Consider the following 16,525-nt stretch of genomic DNA (forward strand, 5'->3'; position numbering starts at 1 on the left):
GTACCCATGCGCAGCAACCTCTCCGGCCGCGTGATCGGGGCCGGACTGGCCGCGGTGGCCGCCGCCGGCACCGCCGCAATCACGATGACGACCGCACCCGCGAACGCCACCGTCGACGCCCTGAGCAGTTCCAGCACCACGCCCGTCGTCGGCGGCACTTACACCCTCAGTGCCGACCTCTCCGGGACCGACAGCAGCCTGCCGGTCGTCTGGGCCGACAACGGCGTCAACCTCAACACCCCGGCCGAGACGGCCCCCTTCCCGGCCGGGCACAGCAGCGTCACCTGGAAGCCCACCGCCGCGGGCCCGCACGTCATCACGCTCACCCAGGGCAGCAGCACGAAGCCGCTGATCCTGACCGTGGCGGACACCTCGGTCCCGACTCCCACCTACACGCCGCCGACGCCCGCCAACCCGGTCCCGACCACCACCACACCGGCCACCACCACCCAGCCGAACAGCGGTGGCACGGGTAGCGGCGGTTCGGGCAGCGGCACGGGCAGCGCGACCGGCAGCGCGGGCTCGCTGATCAGCGGTCTGCTGCACGGACTCCTCGGCAGCAGCTAGCCGGTCCGGGATTCGGGAGAAAAACCATGCGCAACACACCATCCGGGGTCGGCGCACGCCGCGCCGCCGTGGGGATCACGGGTTTCGCCGCGCTCGCGGCGGCCGCGGTGCTCGCCGCCCCCGCGTCGCTGGCGGCGGTCGACACCGTCAGCGTCGATCAGGGCACCCTGGTGGTCGATACGACCTACACCGTCTCGGCCACGCTCAGCGGCGCGTCGATCGGCCTGCTGGTGACCTTCACCGACAACGGGCACGACATCGGCGCGCCCAAGGTCCCGTGGCCGGTCGGCCACGCCTCGATCGCCTGGAAGCCCAACACCAGCGGCAAGCACACCCTCACCGCGTCGCAGGGGCCCAACAGCCAGTCGATCGTGGTGCAGGTGGCGGATGCACCGCTGGGCTCGGGCTCGTCGAGTTCCGGGAGCGGCTTCGGCCCGGCCGGGCCGCTGGGCAGCGGGAGCAGCGGCACCACGGGGAATTAGCGGCGGTGGTCGGGGTGTCCGGCAGGTGAACAATCGGTGCCGGTGACCGACCATCGAATCAGGCTGCGTGGAAGTATATTTCGATTCCCCGTCAGCCCGGTGACCTCGGAGTGTGAATAGCCGGAAGTATGCGTGACATCGTCCGGCTATTGCCAATTCACCGGAACGTGTTAGACATCCTGCCCATGATCAAGAAATCCCTCGCCGTCGCGGCCCTGGCCGCCGGTGCCGTTATCTCCATTGCGCCGCAAGCGTTCGCCGATACTCCCGATCCGTCCGCTTTCTCCGATCGCACCGCCGATTTCGTGCCCTACAACGATCCGGCCGCGCTGGGCGCCAAGGACGCGGGCAAGATGCTCATCGTCAGCCCGTACGGCACCAGCCACACCATCGCCTGCAAGGGCAACGGCGCGGACGTGCCGTGGTACGGCTGCATGCAGCAGGACAACCCGGGCCTGGGCTGGATCATCCTGCAGCAGCAGGAGCTTCCGGGCCTCGGCACCGCGTGGGTCGACACCATGCAGTCCGACCCGAACGCGTAGTCCCAGCCCGAACTCGGCGGGGGCAGTACGGACCTGGGCGGGGGATGCACGAATCTCTGTCGGGGAGAAGGCATGAAACCCGCCCGCTTCGGAAAACCGAAGCGGGCGGGTTCTTTTCGTATTCGGAGAGCTACGCCTCGAGTTTGTAGCCCAGGCCACGCACGGTGACCAGGTGCTCGGGCTTGGCCGGGTCCGACTCGATCTTGGAGCGCAGGCGCTTGACGTGCACGTCGAGGGTCTTGGTGTCACCGACGTAGTCGGCACCCCAGACCCGGTCGATGAGCTGTCCACGGGTCAGCACGCGACCCGAGTTGCGCAGCAGGTACTCGAGCAGGTCGAACTCCTTGAGCGGCAGGGTCACCCCCTTGCCGTTGACCTGCACGGTGTGGCGGTCCACATCCATGCGCACCGGGCCGGCCTCGAGGACGCTGGTCTCGCTGCCGTTGTCGGGCTCCTCGCCCGCGCCGCGGCGCAGCACCGCGCGGATGCGAGCGATCAGCTCGCGCGAGGAGTAGGGCTTGGTGACGTAGTCGTCGGCGCCCAGTTCCAGGCCGACCACCTTGTCGATCTCGCTGTCCCGCGCGGTCACCATGATGACCGGGACGCTGCCGCGAGCACGCAGTTGCTTGCACACGTCGGTGCCGCTCATGCCGGGGAGCATGAGATCGAGCAGGACGATGTCCGCACCGGACCGGTCGAATTCGGACAGCGCGGACGGGCCGTCGCCCACCACGGTGACCTCGAACCCCTCCTTGCGCAGCAGGAACGCGAGCGGATCGGCCAGCGACTCCTCGTCCTCGACGATCAGCACACTCGTCATCGGGTTGCCTCCACACCGTTGGTTCTGGCCCGCCCGAGGGGACGCTGGCCGTTTTCTTTCTTGGCCACCGGAACACCGGCGGCAAGCTTCTTGTCGACCTGCCCGTTGGAATCGGCAGGGTGGGCCGGGATACGCAGGGTGAACGTCGATCCGGTGCCCAGTTTGCTCCACAGGGTGATCTCACCGTTGTGGTTGGCGGCCACATGCTTGACGATAGCCAGCCCGAGGCCGGTACCGCCGGTGGCACGCGAGCGCGCCTTGTCGGCCCGGAAGAAACGCTCGAAAACGCGCTCCTGGTCCTCCTTGGAAATGCCGATGCCGCGATCGGTGACCGCGATATTGACATAGCCGCCGCGCAGCGCCCGGCTCACCGAGACGTGCGAGCCGCGCGGGGAGTAGGCGATGGCGTTCTCGACCAGGTTGGACAGCGCGGTCACCAGCAGCGTCTGATCGCCGAGGATCTCGAGGCCGCTGGTGGCATCGGTGGAGACGGTGATGCCCGCGGCCTCGGCGACATTGCGGGAGCGCTCGAGGGCCTGGGTGACGACGGTGTCGACATCGACGGCTTCCAGCTCCGGCAGTCGTTCCGCGCCCTGCAGGCGGGACAGCGCGATCAGCTCGGTGACCATCTTGCCCATGCGGCGGGATTCGCCGTGCAGGCGTTCGCCGAAGTGCCGCACCGAATCCGGATCGTCGGCGGATTCCAGCAACGCCTCGGCCAACAGGCTCATGGCGCTGACCGGGGTCTTGAGCTCGTGGCTCACATTGGCGACGAAGTCGCGGCGGGTGGCCTCCATGCGGGCCTGCTCGGAATCGTCGTCCGCGAACAGGACCACGAAGTTCGGATTCTCCTGCGACAGCGACCGAGCAACTCCTCGGACAGCGAGGCGGGCGCGGCCGGGCATGGGGATCTTGGCGGTGAGCTCGAACTCCACGTCCTGGCCGGTGGACAGCACCTGTTCGACCGCGGCCCAGGCGCGTTCGTCGAGCAGGCGGTCGTGCACGACGCCCAGTTCCTCGGCGCGTGGGTTGACCAGCACCACGTCCCGGTACTGGTCGACCACGGCGATGCCGGATTCGGAGGCCAGCACGATCAGGTCCAGGACCTGCGACATGGTCAGCCCGGTGTCGGTGGCGGCCCGCAACCGCTCCTGGCGAGCATTCACATACGGAATGAGCAGTCCGCCGACGGCCAGTCCAACTACGGCCGCCAGGACTGCCAAAAGCACGGCCTGTGGAACGCTCACAACTGAATCGTACGGTCGCCTAAGCAGGGTCAAACCCGGGGTGCTGGAAGTTTCACGCAGGTCATAGGCACTTCCGCCCGTGTTAGCCCGGCGTTCACGCAATGTTCGGTCAGCGTATCCGTGCTGGTGAGCGGCCTGGCGGCAACCGCTTTCGGGGCGACCGATCAGTCCTCCGGATCGCCGTAGAGCGCGGTGCGCACGGAGTCGCCGTGGCGGTCCGCCCACTCCCCCAGCGCGAAGATCGGGATCAGCAGATCGCGCCCGGCGGGAGTCAGCGAATACTCAACGCGCGGTGGGGCTTCGGCGTAGCGGCGACGTTCCAGCAACCCCATCGAGATCATGCGATTCAGGGTCTGGGTGAGCATCTTCTGGCTGATGCCGCCGATGGACCGGCGCAGCTGCACGGGGCGCATGGGGCCCTCGCGAAGTGTGTAAACGATCACAGTCAGCCACGAATTGCCGAAAACGTCCACGGCGAGTCGCGCCGGGCAGTCGGATTCGAGGCCGCCGTACTCGGCGAACTCCACCGGTTCGCTGATCTCCGCCGTCATGAATACAGCCTGCCACCGGCATTGGACACCCGCGGGTGCGTATCGGGATTCCTAGCGTCGAATTCACCAGCGAGACCAAGGAGTTCACATGCGGATCGGAATCATCGGGGCCGGGCAGATGGCCCGGGCACTGGGCGGCGGGTGGGCCGCGGCCGGGCACGACATCGCGATCGGGGCGCGCACCCCGGACCGCGCGCAGGAGGCGGCGACGGCCATCGGGCACGGGGCGCGAGCGGCGACCATCGGGGACGCGGTGGCATTCGGGGAGGTGACACTGCTCGCGGTGCCGGTCGATGCAATCACCGAGGTGCTCGGCGTGGGCGACTTCACGGGTCGCACCCTGATCGACTGCACCAATGCCTTCGCCCCGGACACCGGCGGCTTCGGCCTGTCCGAACCGGCCGTTGCGGAACGCATCGCGGCGGGCGCGCCCGGAGCGCGGGTGGTGAAGGCGTTCAATCTGCTCGCGGCCGAGGTGTGGGCGGGTCCGCATCGCGAGTTCGAGGGCCGGCCACTGACCGTCCCGCTCTGTGGCGACGACGCCGACGCGATCGCGACGGTGGTCGCGCTCGCCGGGGATCTGAAGCTGCACGCCGTCCACGCGGGCGGCCTGGGCCGGGCCCGATATCTGGAAGCCACCTCGGCTTTCGTTGTCGGCCTGTGGTTCTCGGGCCAGGATGCCCGAGCCATGTTCCCGCCGGTGGAGGCTGCTTTCGCGGTGCCCGACGAGGAGTAGGGGTTGCCAGGCAATCGAGAGTGAGTGTACAGTCACTCACATGAGCAGACGCGGGATCGCCCTCTCCACCTCGGACGTTCGCCGGGAAGCCGTGCTGGATGCGGCCATCACCGAGTTCGCCAAGACCGGATTCCACGGGACCCCGATCAATACCGTCGCCGCGACGGCCGGGATCTCGCCCGCGTACGTGTTCAAGCTGTTCCCCAGCAAGGTGGAGTTGTTCGTCGCCGCGCTGGACCGGTGTTTCGAGCGCGTCGAGGGGGCATTGTCCGCCGGGGCCGCTCGGGTACCGGGCGGCGATCCGGAGCAGATCCTGCACGAAATGGGCGGGGCCTACGCCGAATTGATCGTGGACAAGTCCCTGCTCATGCTGCAGGTGCACGCGCTGTCGGCGGCCGATGTACCGGATATCGCCGAGGCCGTGCGCCGCGGCCTGCAGCGGGTCACCGAGTTCGCCGAGTCTCGATCCAAGGGCAGCGGTGAACAGGTGCAGCACTTCATGGCCTACGGCCAGCTGTGCCACCTGATCACCACCCTCGGATTGGACGCGAGCGACGGCCCCTGGGCCGCCACCCTCACCGCCGGAATCCGCCACTTCAACTGAGCTTGCCGCGCCCTGACATCAGGGCGCTTTCTTTGGACCATCGAGTGATTGACCAGTCACTCATCCTGAAGGGAAAGACCGATGTCGAACATCACCGCCACCGAGGTCGTACTGCCGGGCCGCGTCGAGCCGGAGGGCCTGATCGTCACCGACCGTGAACTGCCGCCGCCGGGAGCGGGCGAGGCGCTGCTGCAAATGGAGGCGACGGGTGTGTCCTTCGCCGAACAGCAGATGCGGCGCGGCAAGTACTACGACCAGCCCGCGTTCCCGTTCGTGCCCGGCTACGACGTGGTCGGCACCGTGCTGGCGGTCGGGGCCGGGGTCGATCCGGCGCTGGTCGGCCGCCGGGTCGCGGCGCTGACCAAGATCGGCGGCTGGAGCAGCCACCTCACCGTGCCGGCGGGCGATCTGGTGCCGGTGCCGGACGGGCTGGCGGCGGACGCGGCCGAGACCTTCGTGGTCAATGGCATCACCGCCTGGCAGATGCTGTACCGCAGCGCGAAAGTCCGTGCCGGGCAGACCATTCTGGTGCACGGCGCGAACGGTGGCGTCGGCTCGACGCTGGTGCAACTGGCGAAGGCGGCCGGGATCCGGGTGATCGGGACAGCGTCGGCGCGCAATGCGGACGCGGTGGCGGCACTCGGCGCGGAGCCGGTCGACTATCGCGGGGATGTCGTCGCGCAAGTGCGGGCACTCGCGCCGGGCGGGGTGGACGCCGTCTTCGATCACGTGGGCGGGCCCGGAATCGTGGACTCGTTCGGGCTGCTGGCTCCCGGCGGCACGCTCGTTTCGTACGGCAGCGCGGCCACCAAGAACGAGGAGGGCGATTCCCGGCTGCCGGTGTTGAAGCTGTTCGCGCGGCTGCTGTGGTGGAATGCGCTGCCCAACAAGCGGAATGCGTCATTCTTCAACATCTGGGCCGGACGGCGGCGGCTCGCGCGGTTCCGGTCGCGGATCGCCGCGGATCTGGGCTCGGTGTTCGAGCTGGCCGAGCGGGGTGCGCTGCAGCCGCAGATCGCGGCCCGAATCCCGTTGCGGGAGGCCGCCCGTGCACTCACCCTCGCCGAATCCGGCACTGTTACCGGCAAAGTCATCCTGGTCGGCGATGCCGAAGCGTGAAAGATGCTGGCACAAAATACGGTGTCCAATAACAAAACCCCGGGTGTGCACGCCGTTGTGCACACCCGGGGCTTCAATCCCGGAGGGACGGATTCACCAGCCGGTGTTACCGCGGACCGGGATGTTCACGAAGCTCGGTCGATCCGGATCGAGCTGCAGGTGTTCAGGCTTCAGGCCCGTGTCGATGAGCATCGGCAGGATGGGCAGGCCCTTGGGGAAGTTGCCCGCGAAGACATCCACGCGCAGCCGGTGGCCGGGCTGCAGCACGGCCTGGGTGCCGCCGAGGGCGATATCCAGGGTGGTGGCCTCACCGGGCACGGTCTCCTGGCGCTTGTCCAGGGAGGTGAAGGCGCGCGGGTCGGTGTAGTCGCCGTTGGCGGAGCGGGTGCTGCGGTCCTCGTCGACCTGACGCAGCGAGGCCATCAGCGAGCCGGAGCTGAGCACGGTGGAGGTGCCGTCGGGGGCGACGTCGTTGACGGTGACGGTCCAGTAGCCGTCGGCCGCGTCCTGAACGGTGTTGAGCCGCACCGCGATCGGGCCCGAGATGGTGCTGGCCTCGGCGACCGGCGCACTCGTGAAGGTGAGCGCGTTGGTCTCGGCGATGCGCGAGTCCTTGGCGCAGGCGTCGACCAGGTTCAGGATGCCCGCGGTGGCCTGGGCGGCGTCGTTGGAGCAGATGGTGGTCAGGCCGGGTGCGACGGAGAGCCGGTCGGTGTCGCCGTTGGCGTCCCCGGTCAGCGAGCCGTCGTAGACGCTGCCCGCGGTGCCGGAGCGCTGCGAGGACAGGTACATGCGGCGGTAGTCCGCGGCCTCGGAAGCCGGTGCGGTGGGCCCGAATCCGCCCTGGGTGTTCCACCCGCCGCCCTGCGTCTTGAGGGTGACCGGACCGTACTGGTCGATGCCGTTGTCAATGCCCTTGAGCCACTTGTCGAACCAGGCGCGCTGCAGCACGTCCAGGCGCGGCGGTGCGCCGACCCGGTTCACGTCGGCACCGGAGGTGACGTGGTAGGTGTTGCCCATGAGCAGCTGCTTCTGGCCGGGCGGCAGCGGAATCTGGTTGTAGATCTTGGATTCCGAGTAGGTGAACAGGTCGTGCCAGCCGCCGGTGACGAAGGTCGGGACCTGGATCTGGCTCGGATCGCCCAGCCATTCGGAGCGTTCCTGGGTCATGCCGTTGAGCATGTCCTTGACGCGCGGGTCGAGGCTGTCCATGTTGGTGCTGGTGTAGGCCGACATGAGCACGTCGAGGTAGCCGAAGGGATCGTTGGCGCGATCCTGCAGCCACTTGAAGTCGAAGGTGCCCGCGGCGATGGACGCCAGGTCCGGCACCCATTTGAGGCCGTTGATCGCACCCAGCCACAGCGGGATGAAGTTGAAGCCGAAGCCGCCGCCGGGCGCGAGCACGTCGTCGATGAGGTCGCTGCCGGGCACGATGGGGAAGATGGCCTTGAGCGCGGGCGGCTGCTTCTCGGCGGCCTGCACCTGGTTGATGGCCGAGTAGGACAGGCCGTTCATGCCGATGCGGCCGTTGCTGAAGCCCTGCTTGGAAGCCCAGTCGATGACCTCGACGGTGTCCTGCTGCTCGCGGCCGCGCAGCATGTCCCATTCGCCCTGCGAGAAGCCGGTGCCACGCACGTCCACGACGACCTGCGTGTAGCCGGACTTGATGAGCTGGCGGTCGACGGAGAAGTTGCGGAGTTCGCCGTTGCCCGCCGCGTTCAGCAGCTCGCCGAAGCCGGTGAGCGGGGTGCCGTCGAGGCGGATATTGCGGAAGACATTGAGCAGCGCATCGGACAGGCCCGGGATGGAGAAGGCGCTGTCGGCGACGTTCGACACCAGCTTGGTGTAGGGCGTCAGGTTGACGATGGTCGGCGTCGGGGTGTCGATGCGGTGGCCCGCGGCGTCGGCCGGGTGGTAGACGTTCGCCTTCAGGACGGTGCCGTCACTCATGGTGATCGGGACGTCCCAGTCGATGGAGACGTTCGGATACTGCTGCGCCCCATCCTCGGTGGCGGTCCAGGCGGCTCCGGCGGAACCGCCGTCCGGGCCGGTGGGCGCGTCGGCATCAGCGGTGATGCCGGTCATCGGAAGGAGCAGAGCGGCCGCGGTGGCTAACACCGTGGCCTGTAGCGCGTGCCTCATCGAACGTGATCTACCTCTCGCAAATGGTCGAACGTTCAGCAGCATATCTACTCGAAAGTAAGTTGCAAACCCTAGGTAACAGTTACCCATTTAAACGGGCAACAACTCGGCAAATTCGATTGCGGCAGTTCGAAATACCCTACGGTCACGTAGTGAGATGCATATCACAGTCGAATGCGAACAAAATGATGCCCCGCCCAATCTCCTTGGGCGGGGCATCAATTCGAGGGTTTCAGGGCGAAGCCCTGAGTACCGCGAGAGTTGTTATTTCCCGCCCTGGTTCGCGACCGCGGCGGCACCGGCGGCGGCGGCCTCCGGGTCGAGGTAGACGCCCGGGCCGAGGGGGCGCAGGTTGTCGTCCAGCTCGTACTTGAGCGGGATGCCGGTGGGGATGTTCAGCTCGGCGATCTCCTCGTCGGAGATGTTCTCCAGGTGCTTCACCAGGGCGCGCAGCGAATTGCCGTGCGCGGCAACGAGAACGGTCTTACCGGCGCGAACATCGGTGGCAATGGTGTCTTCCCAGTACGGGACCATGCGGGCGACGACGTCCTTGAGGCACTCCGTCGCGGGGACCTCGATGCCCGCGTAGCGCGGGTCGCCGTCCTGCGAGTACTCGGTGCCGGACTCGATCGGCGGCGGCGGAGTGTCGTAGCTGCGACGCCACAGCATGAACTGGTCGTTGCCGTACTGCTCCTTGGTCTCCGCCTTGTTCTTGCCCTGCAGCGCACCGTAGTGGCGCTCGTTCAGACGCCAGTCGCGGACCACCGGAATCCAGTGCCGGTCACAGGCGTCGAGGGCATTGTTGGCGGTGCTGATGGCACGGCGCAGCAGGGAGGTGTAGACGATATCCGGGAGAATCCCGTGCTCGGCCAGCAATTCGCCGGCACGCTTGCCTTCCGCGACACCCTTGTCGGTCAGACGAACGTCGACCCAGCCGGTGAACAGATTGAGTGCATTCCATTCGCTCTCGCCGTGGCGCAGCAGCACGAGGGTGTACGTCATGAATGCATCCTCCCACGCGGCGATCTGTGTGCATCCCCGGCCCTCACGCTGGGGTTATGCCCGCCCGCGCGCCGGAACTAGACGCGCCCGAGTGCGAGGATCGCAGCACCCTGCAGGGTGGCCTGATCGGTCAGCTCGGACGGCACCACCCGCAGTTCACGCAGGAATTTCAACCGGGCGTGCGCGGTGGCCGCAGCCCGCAGCGGCTGCCACAGCAACTCGCCGGATTGCGCGAAGCCGCCCCCGATTGCCACCAGATCCGTGTCGAGCAGGGCGGCGGCAGAGGCGACGGCCGTCCCGATCGCGGTACCCGCCCGCTCGAGCGCGGCCACTGCGATCGGCTCGCCCGCGTGCGCGGCGGCGGAGAGTTCCACTCCGGTCGTGCCGGTCCAGCCCTGCCGTCGGGCCCAGCGGACCGAGGATTTGCCGCTGGCCACGGCCTCGACACAGCCGAAACCGCCGCAGGCGCAGGGTTCTTCCTGACCGGGCACCACGATATGGCCGACATGCCCGCCATTCCCGGTGCGGCCCATGACAACCCGGCCGTCGGAGATGATGCCGCCCCCGATTCCGGAGGACACCGTCAGAGCCAGCACATTGTCGACACCGCGCGCGGCTCCCAGCCGCTGCTCTGCGAGTACCAGGCACACACCGTCGATGGCGAAACGAATCTCCGCCTCGGGAAACAGTTTCCGCACCGAATCCACGATCGGGAACCCGTCGACCCATTCCGGAATATTGAGCGGCCCGCACACCCCGGTGGTCACATCCACGGGCCCGGCCGACCCGATACCGACCGCGCTGATCCGGGTATCCCCGGCAACCTCCATCAACAAGGCCCGGCAGGCATCCCACACCCCGGATTCCGGCACCGCGACCCGCTTCGATTCCCCCACCGCCCCGGCCGGATCGACCATGGCCGCCGCGAATTTCGTAGCCCCGATATCCAGTGCGAGCGCAGTCATGGTGGGCATTGTGCCAGCCGTTTACTCTTTGTCGGCCGCGTCCACGAGATGTTCGAAGGCGCGCAGGTTCTTCAGCGATTCACCCCGCGAGACGCGCCATTTCCATTCCTTGCGAATGGATTCGGCGAAGCCGAGTTCGAGCAGGGTGTTGAAGTCGGCGTCGACGGCCTCGAGGATCTGGCCGAACCAGCGGTCGAGTTCGTCGGCGGTGACGCGTTCGTTGGCCATGCGGCCGACCACGTAGATGTCGCCGACGCGGTCGATGGTGTAGGCCACGCCGTAGAGGCGACGGTTGCGGCGCAGCAGGAAGCGGTAGACGCCTTCGAAGTTCTCGTCGGGCTTGCGGCAGACGAAGGACTCCATGCGCACGCCGTGCTTGCCGACGGTGACGCCGATGACGGTCTTGAGCTTGCGCTCACCCGGAAGCACGACCACGAACAGGTCGGGGGCGTCGCGGGTGTACTCGATCTCGCGGTCGCGCAGGGTTTCATCGATGAGTTGGGCGGTGGCGCGGGCGGTTTCGTCGTTCAGGCCGCCGCTGCTGGCGTGCGGTCGCGGCGTCCAATCATCCGCGCGCTCGACCTCGCTCATCTCCGTAGTGCTCCCGTCCGACGCCGCCACAACGCCAGCGATCTGGCGTGATTGCTGTCGGTGTGCAGGTTACTCGGGAGCGGCCGCACGACCCGCGCCTGGGCGAGGGCGGCGGAGTAGCTGTCGAGCAGGGCGTCGGCGGTGTGCGCCCAGGAGAAGTTGGCGGCGTGGCCGACTGCGGCGTGGCCCATGGCCTCGAGGCGGCCGGGATCGTCGAGCAGCGAGTGCAGGGCGGCGGCCCAGGTGCCGGTTTCGTGTCCCGGGACCAGCAGGCCGGTGACGCCGTCGTGGACGGCGGTGCTCAGGCCGCCGACGTCGGCGGCGATCACGGGGGTGCCGCTGGCCTGCGCCTCGATGGCGACCAGGCCGAAGGATTCGTTGTAGCTGGGCACGGCGACCAGATCGGCGGCCCGGTAGACCTCGACCAGCCGGTGTGCGGGCTGCGGGGGCAGGAAGGTGACGCGGGCCGAAATGCCCAGGGCCGCAGCCAGTTCGATCAGCGCCTCGGGCTTCTTGAGGCCGCTGCCGGAGGGGCCACCGACGATCACGATGCGCAGCGGGCGCTCAGGTGCGGTGGGCCGGGCGGCCTCCTCGGCCAGCACCTGGGCGGCCGCGCGGACCAGCACGTCGGGGGCCTTGAGCGGCTGGATGCGCCCGATGAAGGCGACGATGCGCTCGTGCGCGGGCAGGCCGAGTTCGATGCGGGCGGCGAGCTTGTCGCCGGGCCGGTAGCGATTCAGGTCAGCGCCGGGCAGGGCGACATCGATGTGGGCCGGGTCCGCGCCGTACAGCTCGACGAGCTGCCGGGCTTCCTCGGCGGTATTGGCGACCAGGCGATCGGCCTCGGCGACGATCTGCTTCTCACCGATTTCGCGGACCGCGGGCTCGGGGCAGTCGCCCTCGGCGAGGTAGGCGTTCTTGACCGCGGCCAGCGTGTGCGCGGTGTGGATCATGGGAACCCGCCAGCGGTCCCGAGCCAGCCAGCCGACCTGACCCGAGAGCCAGTAGTGCGAGTGGATGAGGTCGTAGTGACCGGGCAGGTTGTGAGCCTCGGTGCGCAGCACCTCGGCGGCGAAGGGACACAGCTGCGTGGGGAGATCGTGTTTGTCGAGGCCCTCGAAAGGGCCCGCGACCACATTGCGAACCAGAACGCCGGGTGCGGCCTCGACGACGGGCTCGTCGGCAGAGGAGGTCGCCCGGGTGAAGATCTCGACCTGGGTACCGCGACGGGCCAACTCGATGGCCGTCTGCAACACGTAGACGTTCATGCCGCCCGCGTCGCCGGTTCCCGGCTGGGCCAGTGGTGAGGTATGCACCGACAGCACGGCAATCCGATCAGGCCGTACGTCAGGTCGTTGACTCACCACTCCAGTGTGCACAGGGGTAGTAACACCCCATGCACGGGTTACCTTCCCAAGTGACCTGCTTCACAAGGATTTTCGTCAGCGTGAATGCAATTCTGCTATCACCGCAGGTCGCTCGCGAAAGTAGTGATTTCGGACACGAACCGCTCGGGATCTTCGATGAAGAGGCCGTGCAGCGAACCCTCCCAGTACGAGGTCCGCACGGTGGGGACGTTGTCGGCGATGTAGCGGCCGTTTTCGATGGGCACGACCGGGTCGGCGGTGCCGTGCAGGACCAGGACCGGCACGTTCAGGCCGCGCAGGGTCTCGGTGTTGTCGACTGTGCGATAGAACAAGGCCTTCCGCACGCGGGGCAGGGTGGCGATGCTGCCGCCGAAGAGCCGCTGGGCGTCGACGCCCTTGTCGCGGCCGGGTCCGGTATTGGCATTGCCGAAGGCACCGAAACCGCGAATCGCATGGCCCGCGCTCTCGTCGAAGACGTCGGGGATGGCCTTGCCCATGCCCGGTCCCGTGCCCGCGCCTTCCACGCCGCGACCGATATTGGCCTGTGAACCGGTATAGACGACACCCGCGACGGCCGAGGTTCCGTAGGCGGTGAGGTAGTCCGAGAGCACGATTCCGCCGTAGGACCAGCCGAGCAGGATCGCGCCGGAGGTGATGTTCTCGGCCGCGAGGACCGCGGCGATGTCACCGGCCCAGTTCTTCGGGTCGTCGTATCCGGCCTCGGGGGCATCGGAGTAGCCGTGGCCGCGCAGGTCGACCGCGATCACCCGGAAGTGTTCGGCGAGCAGGTCGGCGGCACGTCCCCAGTTGCGCAGGTTCCCGGCCCAGCCGTGCAGCAGGACCAGCGGCCGAGATCCTTCCGGACCGGTCACCCGGTAGACGATGGTCGTGCCGTCCACGCTCACTACATCCCGAATAGCCATGACAGTGAGGCTAACCACCCGCGACGCGCCGCCGACACGCCCTGCCTAAGCTCAGAGACATGAGCACTCGTACCGCTGTGGTGACCGGAGCCAGTTCGGGTATCGGCGAGGCAACTGCCCGCGAACTCGCCAAGCAGGGGTACCACGTGTACGTCGGTGCCCGTCGCCTCGATCGGCTCGAGCAGTTGGCCGCGGAGATCGGCGGGACCGCGCTGGCGCTGGATGTGACCGACGAGGAATCGGTGCGCGCCTTCACCGAGGCGGTCGAGAGCTGCGATGTGCTGGTGAACAATGCCGGCGGCGCGAAGGGCCTGGCCCCGGTGCTGGACGCGGATCTCGACGACTGGCGCTGGATGTGGGAGACCAATGTGCTGGGCACGCTGCGCCTGACGAAGGCGTTGCTGCCCAAGCTGATCGCCTCCGGTGACGGCCTGATCGTCACCATCACCTCGGTCGCGGCAATGACCGTGTACGACAACGGTTCCGGCTACACGTCAGCGAAGCACGCGCAAGCGGTGCTGCATCGGACGCTGCGCGGCGAGCTGCTCGGGCAGCCGGTCCGCCTGACCGAGATCGCGCCGGGCGCGGTGGAAACCGAGTTCTCGCTGGTGCGTTTCGGCGGCGACGAGGAGCGCGCGGCGAATGTGTACAAGGGCATCGATCCGCTGGTGGCACAGGACATTGCGGAGATCATCGGTTTCGTGGCCTCGCGCCCGCCGCACGTCAATCTGGACACCATCGTGGTGAAGCCGCGCGATCAGGCCGAGTCGGGCCGGTTCGCGCGTCGCAGCTGATGCGTTGTGCCGCACTGTAGTTCAGCTCACATGATCTGAATCATAGATTTTTCAAAACTGAAATACGCACGCTGCTAGCGTCCCCGGCAACCGAGGGCTGCTGGGAGTGCGCATGGTGAGAACACGCATCGAGGCGGTGGGGTCGTATCTGCCCGCCGCCGAGATATCGACCGCGGAGTTGCTGGCCGAACTGGCCGTCGACGCGCCACTGGATCTGGAACGCATCAGCGGCGTGCGCCATCGCCGCCGCTGTGCGCAGGACGAGGACTCGTTCAGCATCGCGATGGCGGCCGCCCGTAGCGCCCTGGACAATTCGGGCTATGACGCCGCCGATCTGGATGCCGTCATCTCGTGTTCCATCACGCGCATTCGCGACGGGGAATTCTGTGTGGAACCCTCCTTCGCCCTCATGCTGCGCAATGAACTCGGCGCGAGCGGGGCGATCCACTTCGACGTCTCCAATGCCTGCGCCGGCATGATGAGCGGAGTTCTGGTGCTGGACCGCATGATTCGTGCGGGTCTCGTGCAACGCGGGCTGGTGGTGTCCGGGGAGTACATCACGCCCATCTCCGATACCGCGGTGCGGGAAATGTCGGAGAAATACGATCCGCAGTTCGCCTCCCTGACCGTCGGCGACGGCGCGGCCGCCGTCGTTCTCGATGGTCAGGGCACCGACGCGGACTGCATCGACTACATCGAACTCAATACCAGCGCCGCATTCGCGCACCTGTGCCTGGGCATGCCCAGCGACCGCAGTTCCGGCATCGCGCTGTACACCGATAATCGGGCCATGCACAACGAGTCCCGCTATCTGCTCTGGACCACCCGGCAGCGGGAATTCCTGGCGGAGCGGGGCAGCAATTTTGCCGCGGAGGGCTACGACCACGTGATCCATCATCAATTCAGCGCCCCCGCAGTGGAATTCGTAGCGAAGATCGCCGAACGCGAATTCGATGCTCCGATCCCGCCCGCGTTGATGGTGCTGGATCGCTACGGCAACACCGCTTCCACCTCGCATTTCGTGGTTTTGCACGACGCGCTCAAACAACAGCGGATAGCGTCCGGGGAGAAAGTACTGATGGTGCCCGCGGCCTCCGGTGTGGTGGCGGGGTTTCTGTCGGTGACGCTCGGCGATCTTCGGGTGTGATCAGCATGGGAATCGTAATTTCTTCCGTAGCCACCGAAATCGGCGGCGGCAGCTCCATCGAACAGGCCGCGGCGGCCGCGCGCCGCGCCATCGCGGAGGCCGGTTGCACCCCCGAGCAGATCGACGCGCTGATCAATACCGGCGTCTATCGCGACTCGAACATGGTGGAACCGGCCATGTCCGCGCTGATCCAGCAGCAGGCGGGTATCAGGCTGGAGTATCACAGCGGCGATGTGCCGTGTCTGTCGTTCGATCTGATGAACGGGGCGTGCGGCATTCTCAATGCCATTCAGGTCAGTCAGGCGCTGCTGGAGGCGCCGACCGTGCACCGGGTGCTGCTGGTCGCCGGGGACGCGCATCCCTCGAAATCGCCGGTGCCGCAGCCGGGTTTCCCGATCAAGCCGGTGGGTGCGGCCATGCTGTTGGAGAAGGTGTCGGGCACAGCGGGTTTCGGGGCGTTGCACATCTCGGCCACGGATGCCCGGCCGATGGCGGAGGGCTATCTGCGCCTTGCGGAAATGGGCACGACCGGTCGGTCTTCGATTCGGGTGCAGCGCTCCGGCACCGTCGAAGAGTTGCTGCACCACGCGATTTCGGCGGCCAGCGAAGCCCTCGAGGTGGCCGATGTCCCCCTCGACCGCATCGTGCTGGTGTGCGGACGGCCCACCCCCGACTTCCCCACCCTGCTGGCCCGGCGCCTGGGTATCGCACCCGAGGCGATCAGCACCGATGACACCGAACCGGTGGACGACAGCGGCTCCGCGCGCCTGGACGCGCACACGTCGGCACTGCCGGTCGCCTACCTGGCAGCCCGCGACGCAGGCAAGCTCGCGCACGCCGACGTAGCCTTGTTCGTGGCCGCCGGGGCGGGCCCCTCGGCCGCCGCCATCGCGTACCGCTTGCCGAAACCGTAGGCCGGGGTGGGA

At 67.6% G+C, this 16,525-nt stretch carries 18 protein-coding genes; 9 read left to right on the top strand and 9 right to left on the bottom strand.

From position 1 onward, the window contains the following. The first annotated feature begins 6 nt into the window (after positions 1 to 6). The 3 genes from ACYVN4_RS27290 to ACYVN4_RS27300 all read left to right on the top strand — a co-directional run bounded on the left by ACYVN4_RS27290 (position 7) and on the right by ACYVN4_RS27300 (position 1,591). Positions 7 to 567 carry a hypothetical protein gene (locus ACYVN4_RS27290; protein WP_460724860.1) on the top strand — a complete coding sequence of 187 codons (561 nt, stop codon included), beginning with the start codon at positions 7 to 9 and terminating at the stop codon, positions 565 to 567. Between the two features lie 26 nt (positions 568 to 593). Beyond that, entirely contained in the window at positions 594 to 1,049 is a 456-nt protein-coding gene (locus ACYVN4_RS27295; protein WP_460724861.1) for a hypothetical protein, read from the top strand. A 185-nt stretch (positions 1,050 to 1,234) separates the two neighbouring features. Continuing rightward, positions 1,235 to 1,591 (top strand): hypothetical protein, encoded by a 357-nt coding sequence (locus ACYVN4_RS27300; protein ID WP_460724862.1) that lies wholly within the window; start codon positions 1,235 to 1,237, stop codon positions 1,589 to 1,591. A gap of 130 nt (positions 1,592 to 1,721) precedes the next feature. Here ACYVN4_RS27300 and ACYVN4_RS27305 read toward each other — a convergent pair whose 3' ends face one another. From ACYVN4_RS27305 to ACYVN4_RS27315, 3 genes are all read right to left on the bottom strand, one after another. Then, on the bottom strand, positions 1,722 to 2,411 hold the full coding sequence (locus ACYVN4_RS27305) for a response regulator (RefSeq protein WP_379360433.1): 690 nt from the start codon (positions 2,409 to 2,411) through the stop codon (positions 1,722 to 1,724). Further along, the gene (locus ACYVN4_RS27310; RefSeq protein WP_460724863.1) at positions 2,408 to 3,658 is read right to left on the bottom strand and encodes a sensor histidine kinase; all 1,251 of its coding nucleotides are present in this window, start codon (positions 3,656 to 3,658) and stop codon (positions 2,408 to 2,410) included. The genes ACYVN4_RS27305 and ACYVN4_RS27310 overlap by 4 nt, the downstream gene beginning before the upstream one ends. A 164-nt stretch (positions 3,659 to 3,822) precedes the next feature. Then, positions 3,823 to 4,209 carry a winged helix-turn-helix transcriptional regulator gene (locus ACYVN4_RS27315; RefSeq protein ID WP_460724864.1) on the bottom strand — a complete coding sequence of 129 codons (387 nt, stop codon included), beginning with the start codon at positions 4,207 to 4,209 and terminating at the stop codon, positions 3,823 to 3,825. Between the two features lie 88 nt (positions 4,210 to 4,297). Between ACYVN4_RS27315 and ACYVN4_RS27320 the strand changes: the two genes are divergently transcribed. The 3 genes from ACYVN4_RS27320 (at position 4,298) to ACYVN4_RS27330 (ending at position 6,668) form a co-directional block, all read left to right on the top strand. Continuing rightward, positions 4,298 to 4,945, top strand: coding sequence for an NADPH-dependent F420 reductase (locus ACYVN4_RS27320; protein WP_460724865.1), 648 nt, complete (start codon positions 4,298 to 4,300; stop codon positions 4,943 to 4,945). 40 nt (positions 4,946 to 4,985) lie between these two features. Then, positions 4,986 to 5,549: a TetR/AcrR family transcriptional regulator gene (locus ACYVN4_RS27325; protein ID WP_460724866.1), complete on the top strand. Its 564-nt coding sequence runs from the start codon at positions 4,986 to 4,988 to the stop codon at positions 5,547 to 5,549. Positions 5,550 to 5,630: 81 nt separating this feature from the next. Continuing rightward, positions 5,631 to 6,668 (top strand): medium chain dehydrogenase/reductase family protein, encoded by a 1,038-nt coding sequence (locus ACYVN4_RS27330; RefSeq protein WP_460724867.1) that lies wholly within the window; start codon positions 5,631 to 5,633, stop codon positions 6,666 to 6,668. A 93-nt stretch (positions 6,669 to 6,761) separates the two neighbouring features. Here ACYVN4_RS27330 and ACYVN4_RS27335 read toward each other — a convergent pair whose 3' ends face one another. From ACYVN4_RS27335 to ACYVN4_RS27360, 6 genes are all read right to left on the bottom strand, one after another. After that, positions 6,762 to 8,810, bottom strand: a complete 2,049-nt coding sequence (locus tag ACYVN4_RS27335; RefSeq protein WP_460724868.1) for a CocE/NonD family hydrolase — start codon at positions 8,808 to 8,810, stop codon at positions 6,762 to 6,764. Between the two features lie 264 nt (positions 8,811 to 9,074). Continuing rightward, the gene (locus ACYVN4_RS27340) at positions 9,075 to 9,812 is read right to left on the bottom strand and encodes a phosphoglyceromutase (protein ID WP_460724869.1); all 738 of its coding nucleotides are present in this window, start codon (positions 9,810 to 9,812) and stop codon (positions 9,075 to 9,077) included. Positions 9,813 to 9,889: 77 nt separating this feature from the next. Next, positions 9,890 to 10,777 (bottom strand): ROK family protein, encoded by an 888-nt coding sequence (locus ACYVN4_RS27345; protein ID WP_460724870.1) that lies wholly within the window; start codon positions 10,775 to 10,777, stop codon positions 9,890 to 9,892. Positions 10,778 to 10,798: 21 nt separating this feature from the next. Then, on the bottom strand, positions 10,799 to 11,368 hold the full coding sequence (locus ACYVN4_RS27350) for a type III secretion system chaperone family protein (RefSeq protein WP_460724871.1): 570 nt from the start codon (positions 11,366 to 11,368) through the stop codon (positions 10,799 to 10,801). Continuing rightward, positions 11,365 to 12,747, bottom strand: a complete 1,383-nt coding sequence (gene mshA, locus ACYVN4_RS27355; protein ID WP_460724872.1) for a D-inositol-3-phosphate glycosyltransferase — start codon at positions 12,745 to 12,747, stop codon at positions 11,365 to 11,367. Before mshA ends, ACYVN4_RS27350 begins: the two co-directional genes overlap by 4 nt. A gap of 86 nt (positions 12,748 to 12,833) precedes the next feature. Next, positions 12,834 to 13,658: an alpha/beta fold hydrolase gene (locus ACYVN4_RS27360; RefSeq protein WP_460724873.1), complete on the bottom strand. Its 825-nt coding sequence runs from the start codon at positions 13,656 to 13,658 to the stop codon at positions 12,834 to 12,836. A gap of 59 nt (positions 13,659 to 13,717) precedes the next feature. On the opposite strand from ACYVN4_RS27360, the gene ACYVN4_RS27365 reads away from it, so the two are divergent. The 3 genes from ACYVN4_RS27365 (at position 13,718) to ACYVN4_RS27375 (ending at position 16,513) form a co-directional block, all read left to right on the top strand. Next, positions 13,718 to 14,452, top strand: coding sequence for an SDR family NAD(P)-dependent oxidoreductase (locus tag ACYVN4_RS27365; RefSeq protein WP_452396892.1), 735 nt, complete (start codon positions 13,718 to 13,720; stop codon positions 14,450 to 14,452). A 112-nt stretch (positions 14,453 to 14,564) separates the two neighbouring features. Beyond that, entirely contained in the window at positions 14,565 to 15,599 is a 1,035-nt protein-coding gene (locus ACYVN4_RS27370) for a 3-oxoacyl-ACP synthase III family protein (protein ID WP_460724874.1), read from the top strand. Positions 15,600 to 15,604: 5 nt separating this feature from the next. Further along, positions 15,605 to 16,513 (top strand): hypothetical protein, encoded by a 909-nt coding sequence (locus tag ACYVN4_RS27375; protein WP_460724875.1) that lies wholly within the window; start codon positions 15,605 to 15,607, stop codon positions 16,511 to 16,513. Positions 16,514 to 16,525: the final 12 nt, after the last annotated feature.

Source organism: Nocardia heshunensis (genome assembly GCF_054782115.1).

Excerpts from the sequence above, each read along its gene's own strand:
- ACYVN4_RS27290 (WP_460724860.1), top strand. The coding sequence starts at position 7 with ATGCGCAGCAACCTCTCCGGCCGCGTGATCGGGGCCGGACTGGCCGCG.
- ACYVN4_RS27295 (WP_460724861.1), top strand. The coding sequence starts at position 594 with ATGCGCAACACACCATCCGGGGTCGGCGCACGCCGCGCCGCCGTGGGG.
- ACYVN4_RS27300 (WP_460724862.1), top strand. The coding sequence starts at position 1,235 with ATGATCAAGAAATCCCTCGCCGTCGCGGCCCTGGCCGCCGGTGCCGTT.
- ACYVN4_RS27305 (WP_379360433.1), bottom strand. The coding sequence starts at position 2,411 with ATGACGAGTGTGCTGATCGTCGAGGACGAGGAGTCGCTGGCCGATCCG.
- ACYVN4_RS27315 (WP_460724864.1), bottom strand. The coding sequence starts at position 4,209 with ATGACGGCGGAGATCAGCGAACCGGTGGAGTTCGCCGAGTACGGCGGC.
- ACYVN4_RS27320 (WP_460724865.1), top strand. The coding sequence starts at position 4,298 with ATGCGGATCGGAATCATCGGGGCCGGGCAGATGGCCCGGGCACTGGGC.
- ACYVN4_RS27325 (WP_460724866.1), top strand. The coding sequence starts at position 4,986 with ATGAGCAGACGCGGGATCGCCCTCTCCACCTCGGACGTTCGCCGGGAA.
- ACYVN4_RS27330 (WP_460724867.1), top strand. The coding sequence starts at position 5,631 with ATGTCGAACATCACCGCCACCGAGGTCGTACTGCCGGGCCGCGTCGAG.
- ACYVN4_RS27335 (WP_460724868.1), bottom strand. The coding sequence starts at position 8,810 with ATGAGGCACGCGCTACAGGCCACGGTGTTAGCCACCGCGGCCGCTCTG.
- ACYVN4_RS27340 (WP_460724869.1), bottom strand. The coding sequence starts at position 9,812 with ATGACGTACACCCTCGTGCTGCTGCGCCACGGCGAGAGCGAATGGAAT.
- ACYVN4_RS27345 (WP_460724870.1), bottom strand. The coding sequence starts at position 10,777 with ATGACTGCGCTCGCACTGGATATCGGGGCTACGAAATTCGCGGCGGCC.
- ACYVN4_RS27350 (WP_460724871.1), bottom strand. The coding sequence starts at position 11,368 with ATGAGCGAGGTCGAGCGCGCGGATGATTGGACGCCGCGACCGCACGCC.
- ACYVN4_RS27360 (WP_460724873.1), bottom strand. The coding sequence starts at position 13,658 with ATGGCTATTCGGGATGTAGTGAGCGTGGACGGCACGACCATCGTCTAC.
- ACYVN4_RS27365 (WP_452396892.1), top strand. The coding sequence starts at position 13,718 with ATGAGCACTCGTACCGCTGTGGTGACCGGAGCCAGTTCGGGTATCGGC.
- ACYVN4_RS27370 (WP_460724874.1), top strand. The coding sequence starts at position 14,565 with ATGGTGAGAACACGCATCGAGGCGGTGGGGTCGTATCTGCCCGCCGCC.
- ACYVN4_RS27375 (WP_460724875.1), top strand. The coding sequence starts at position 15,605 with ATGGGAATCGTAATTTCTTCCGTAGCCACCGAAATCGGCGGCGGCAGC.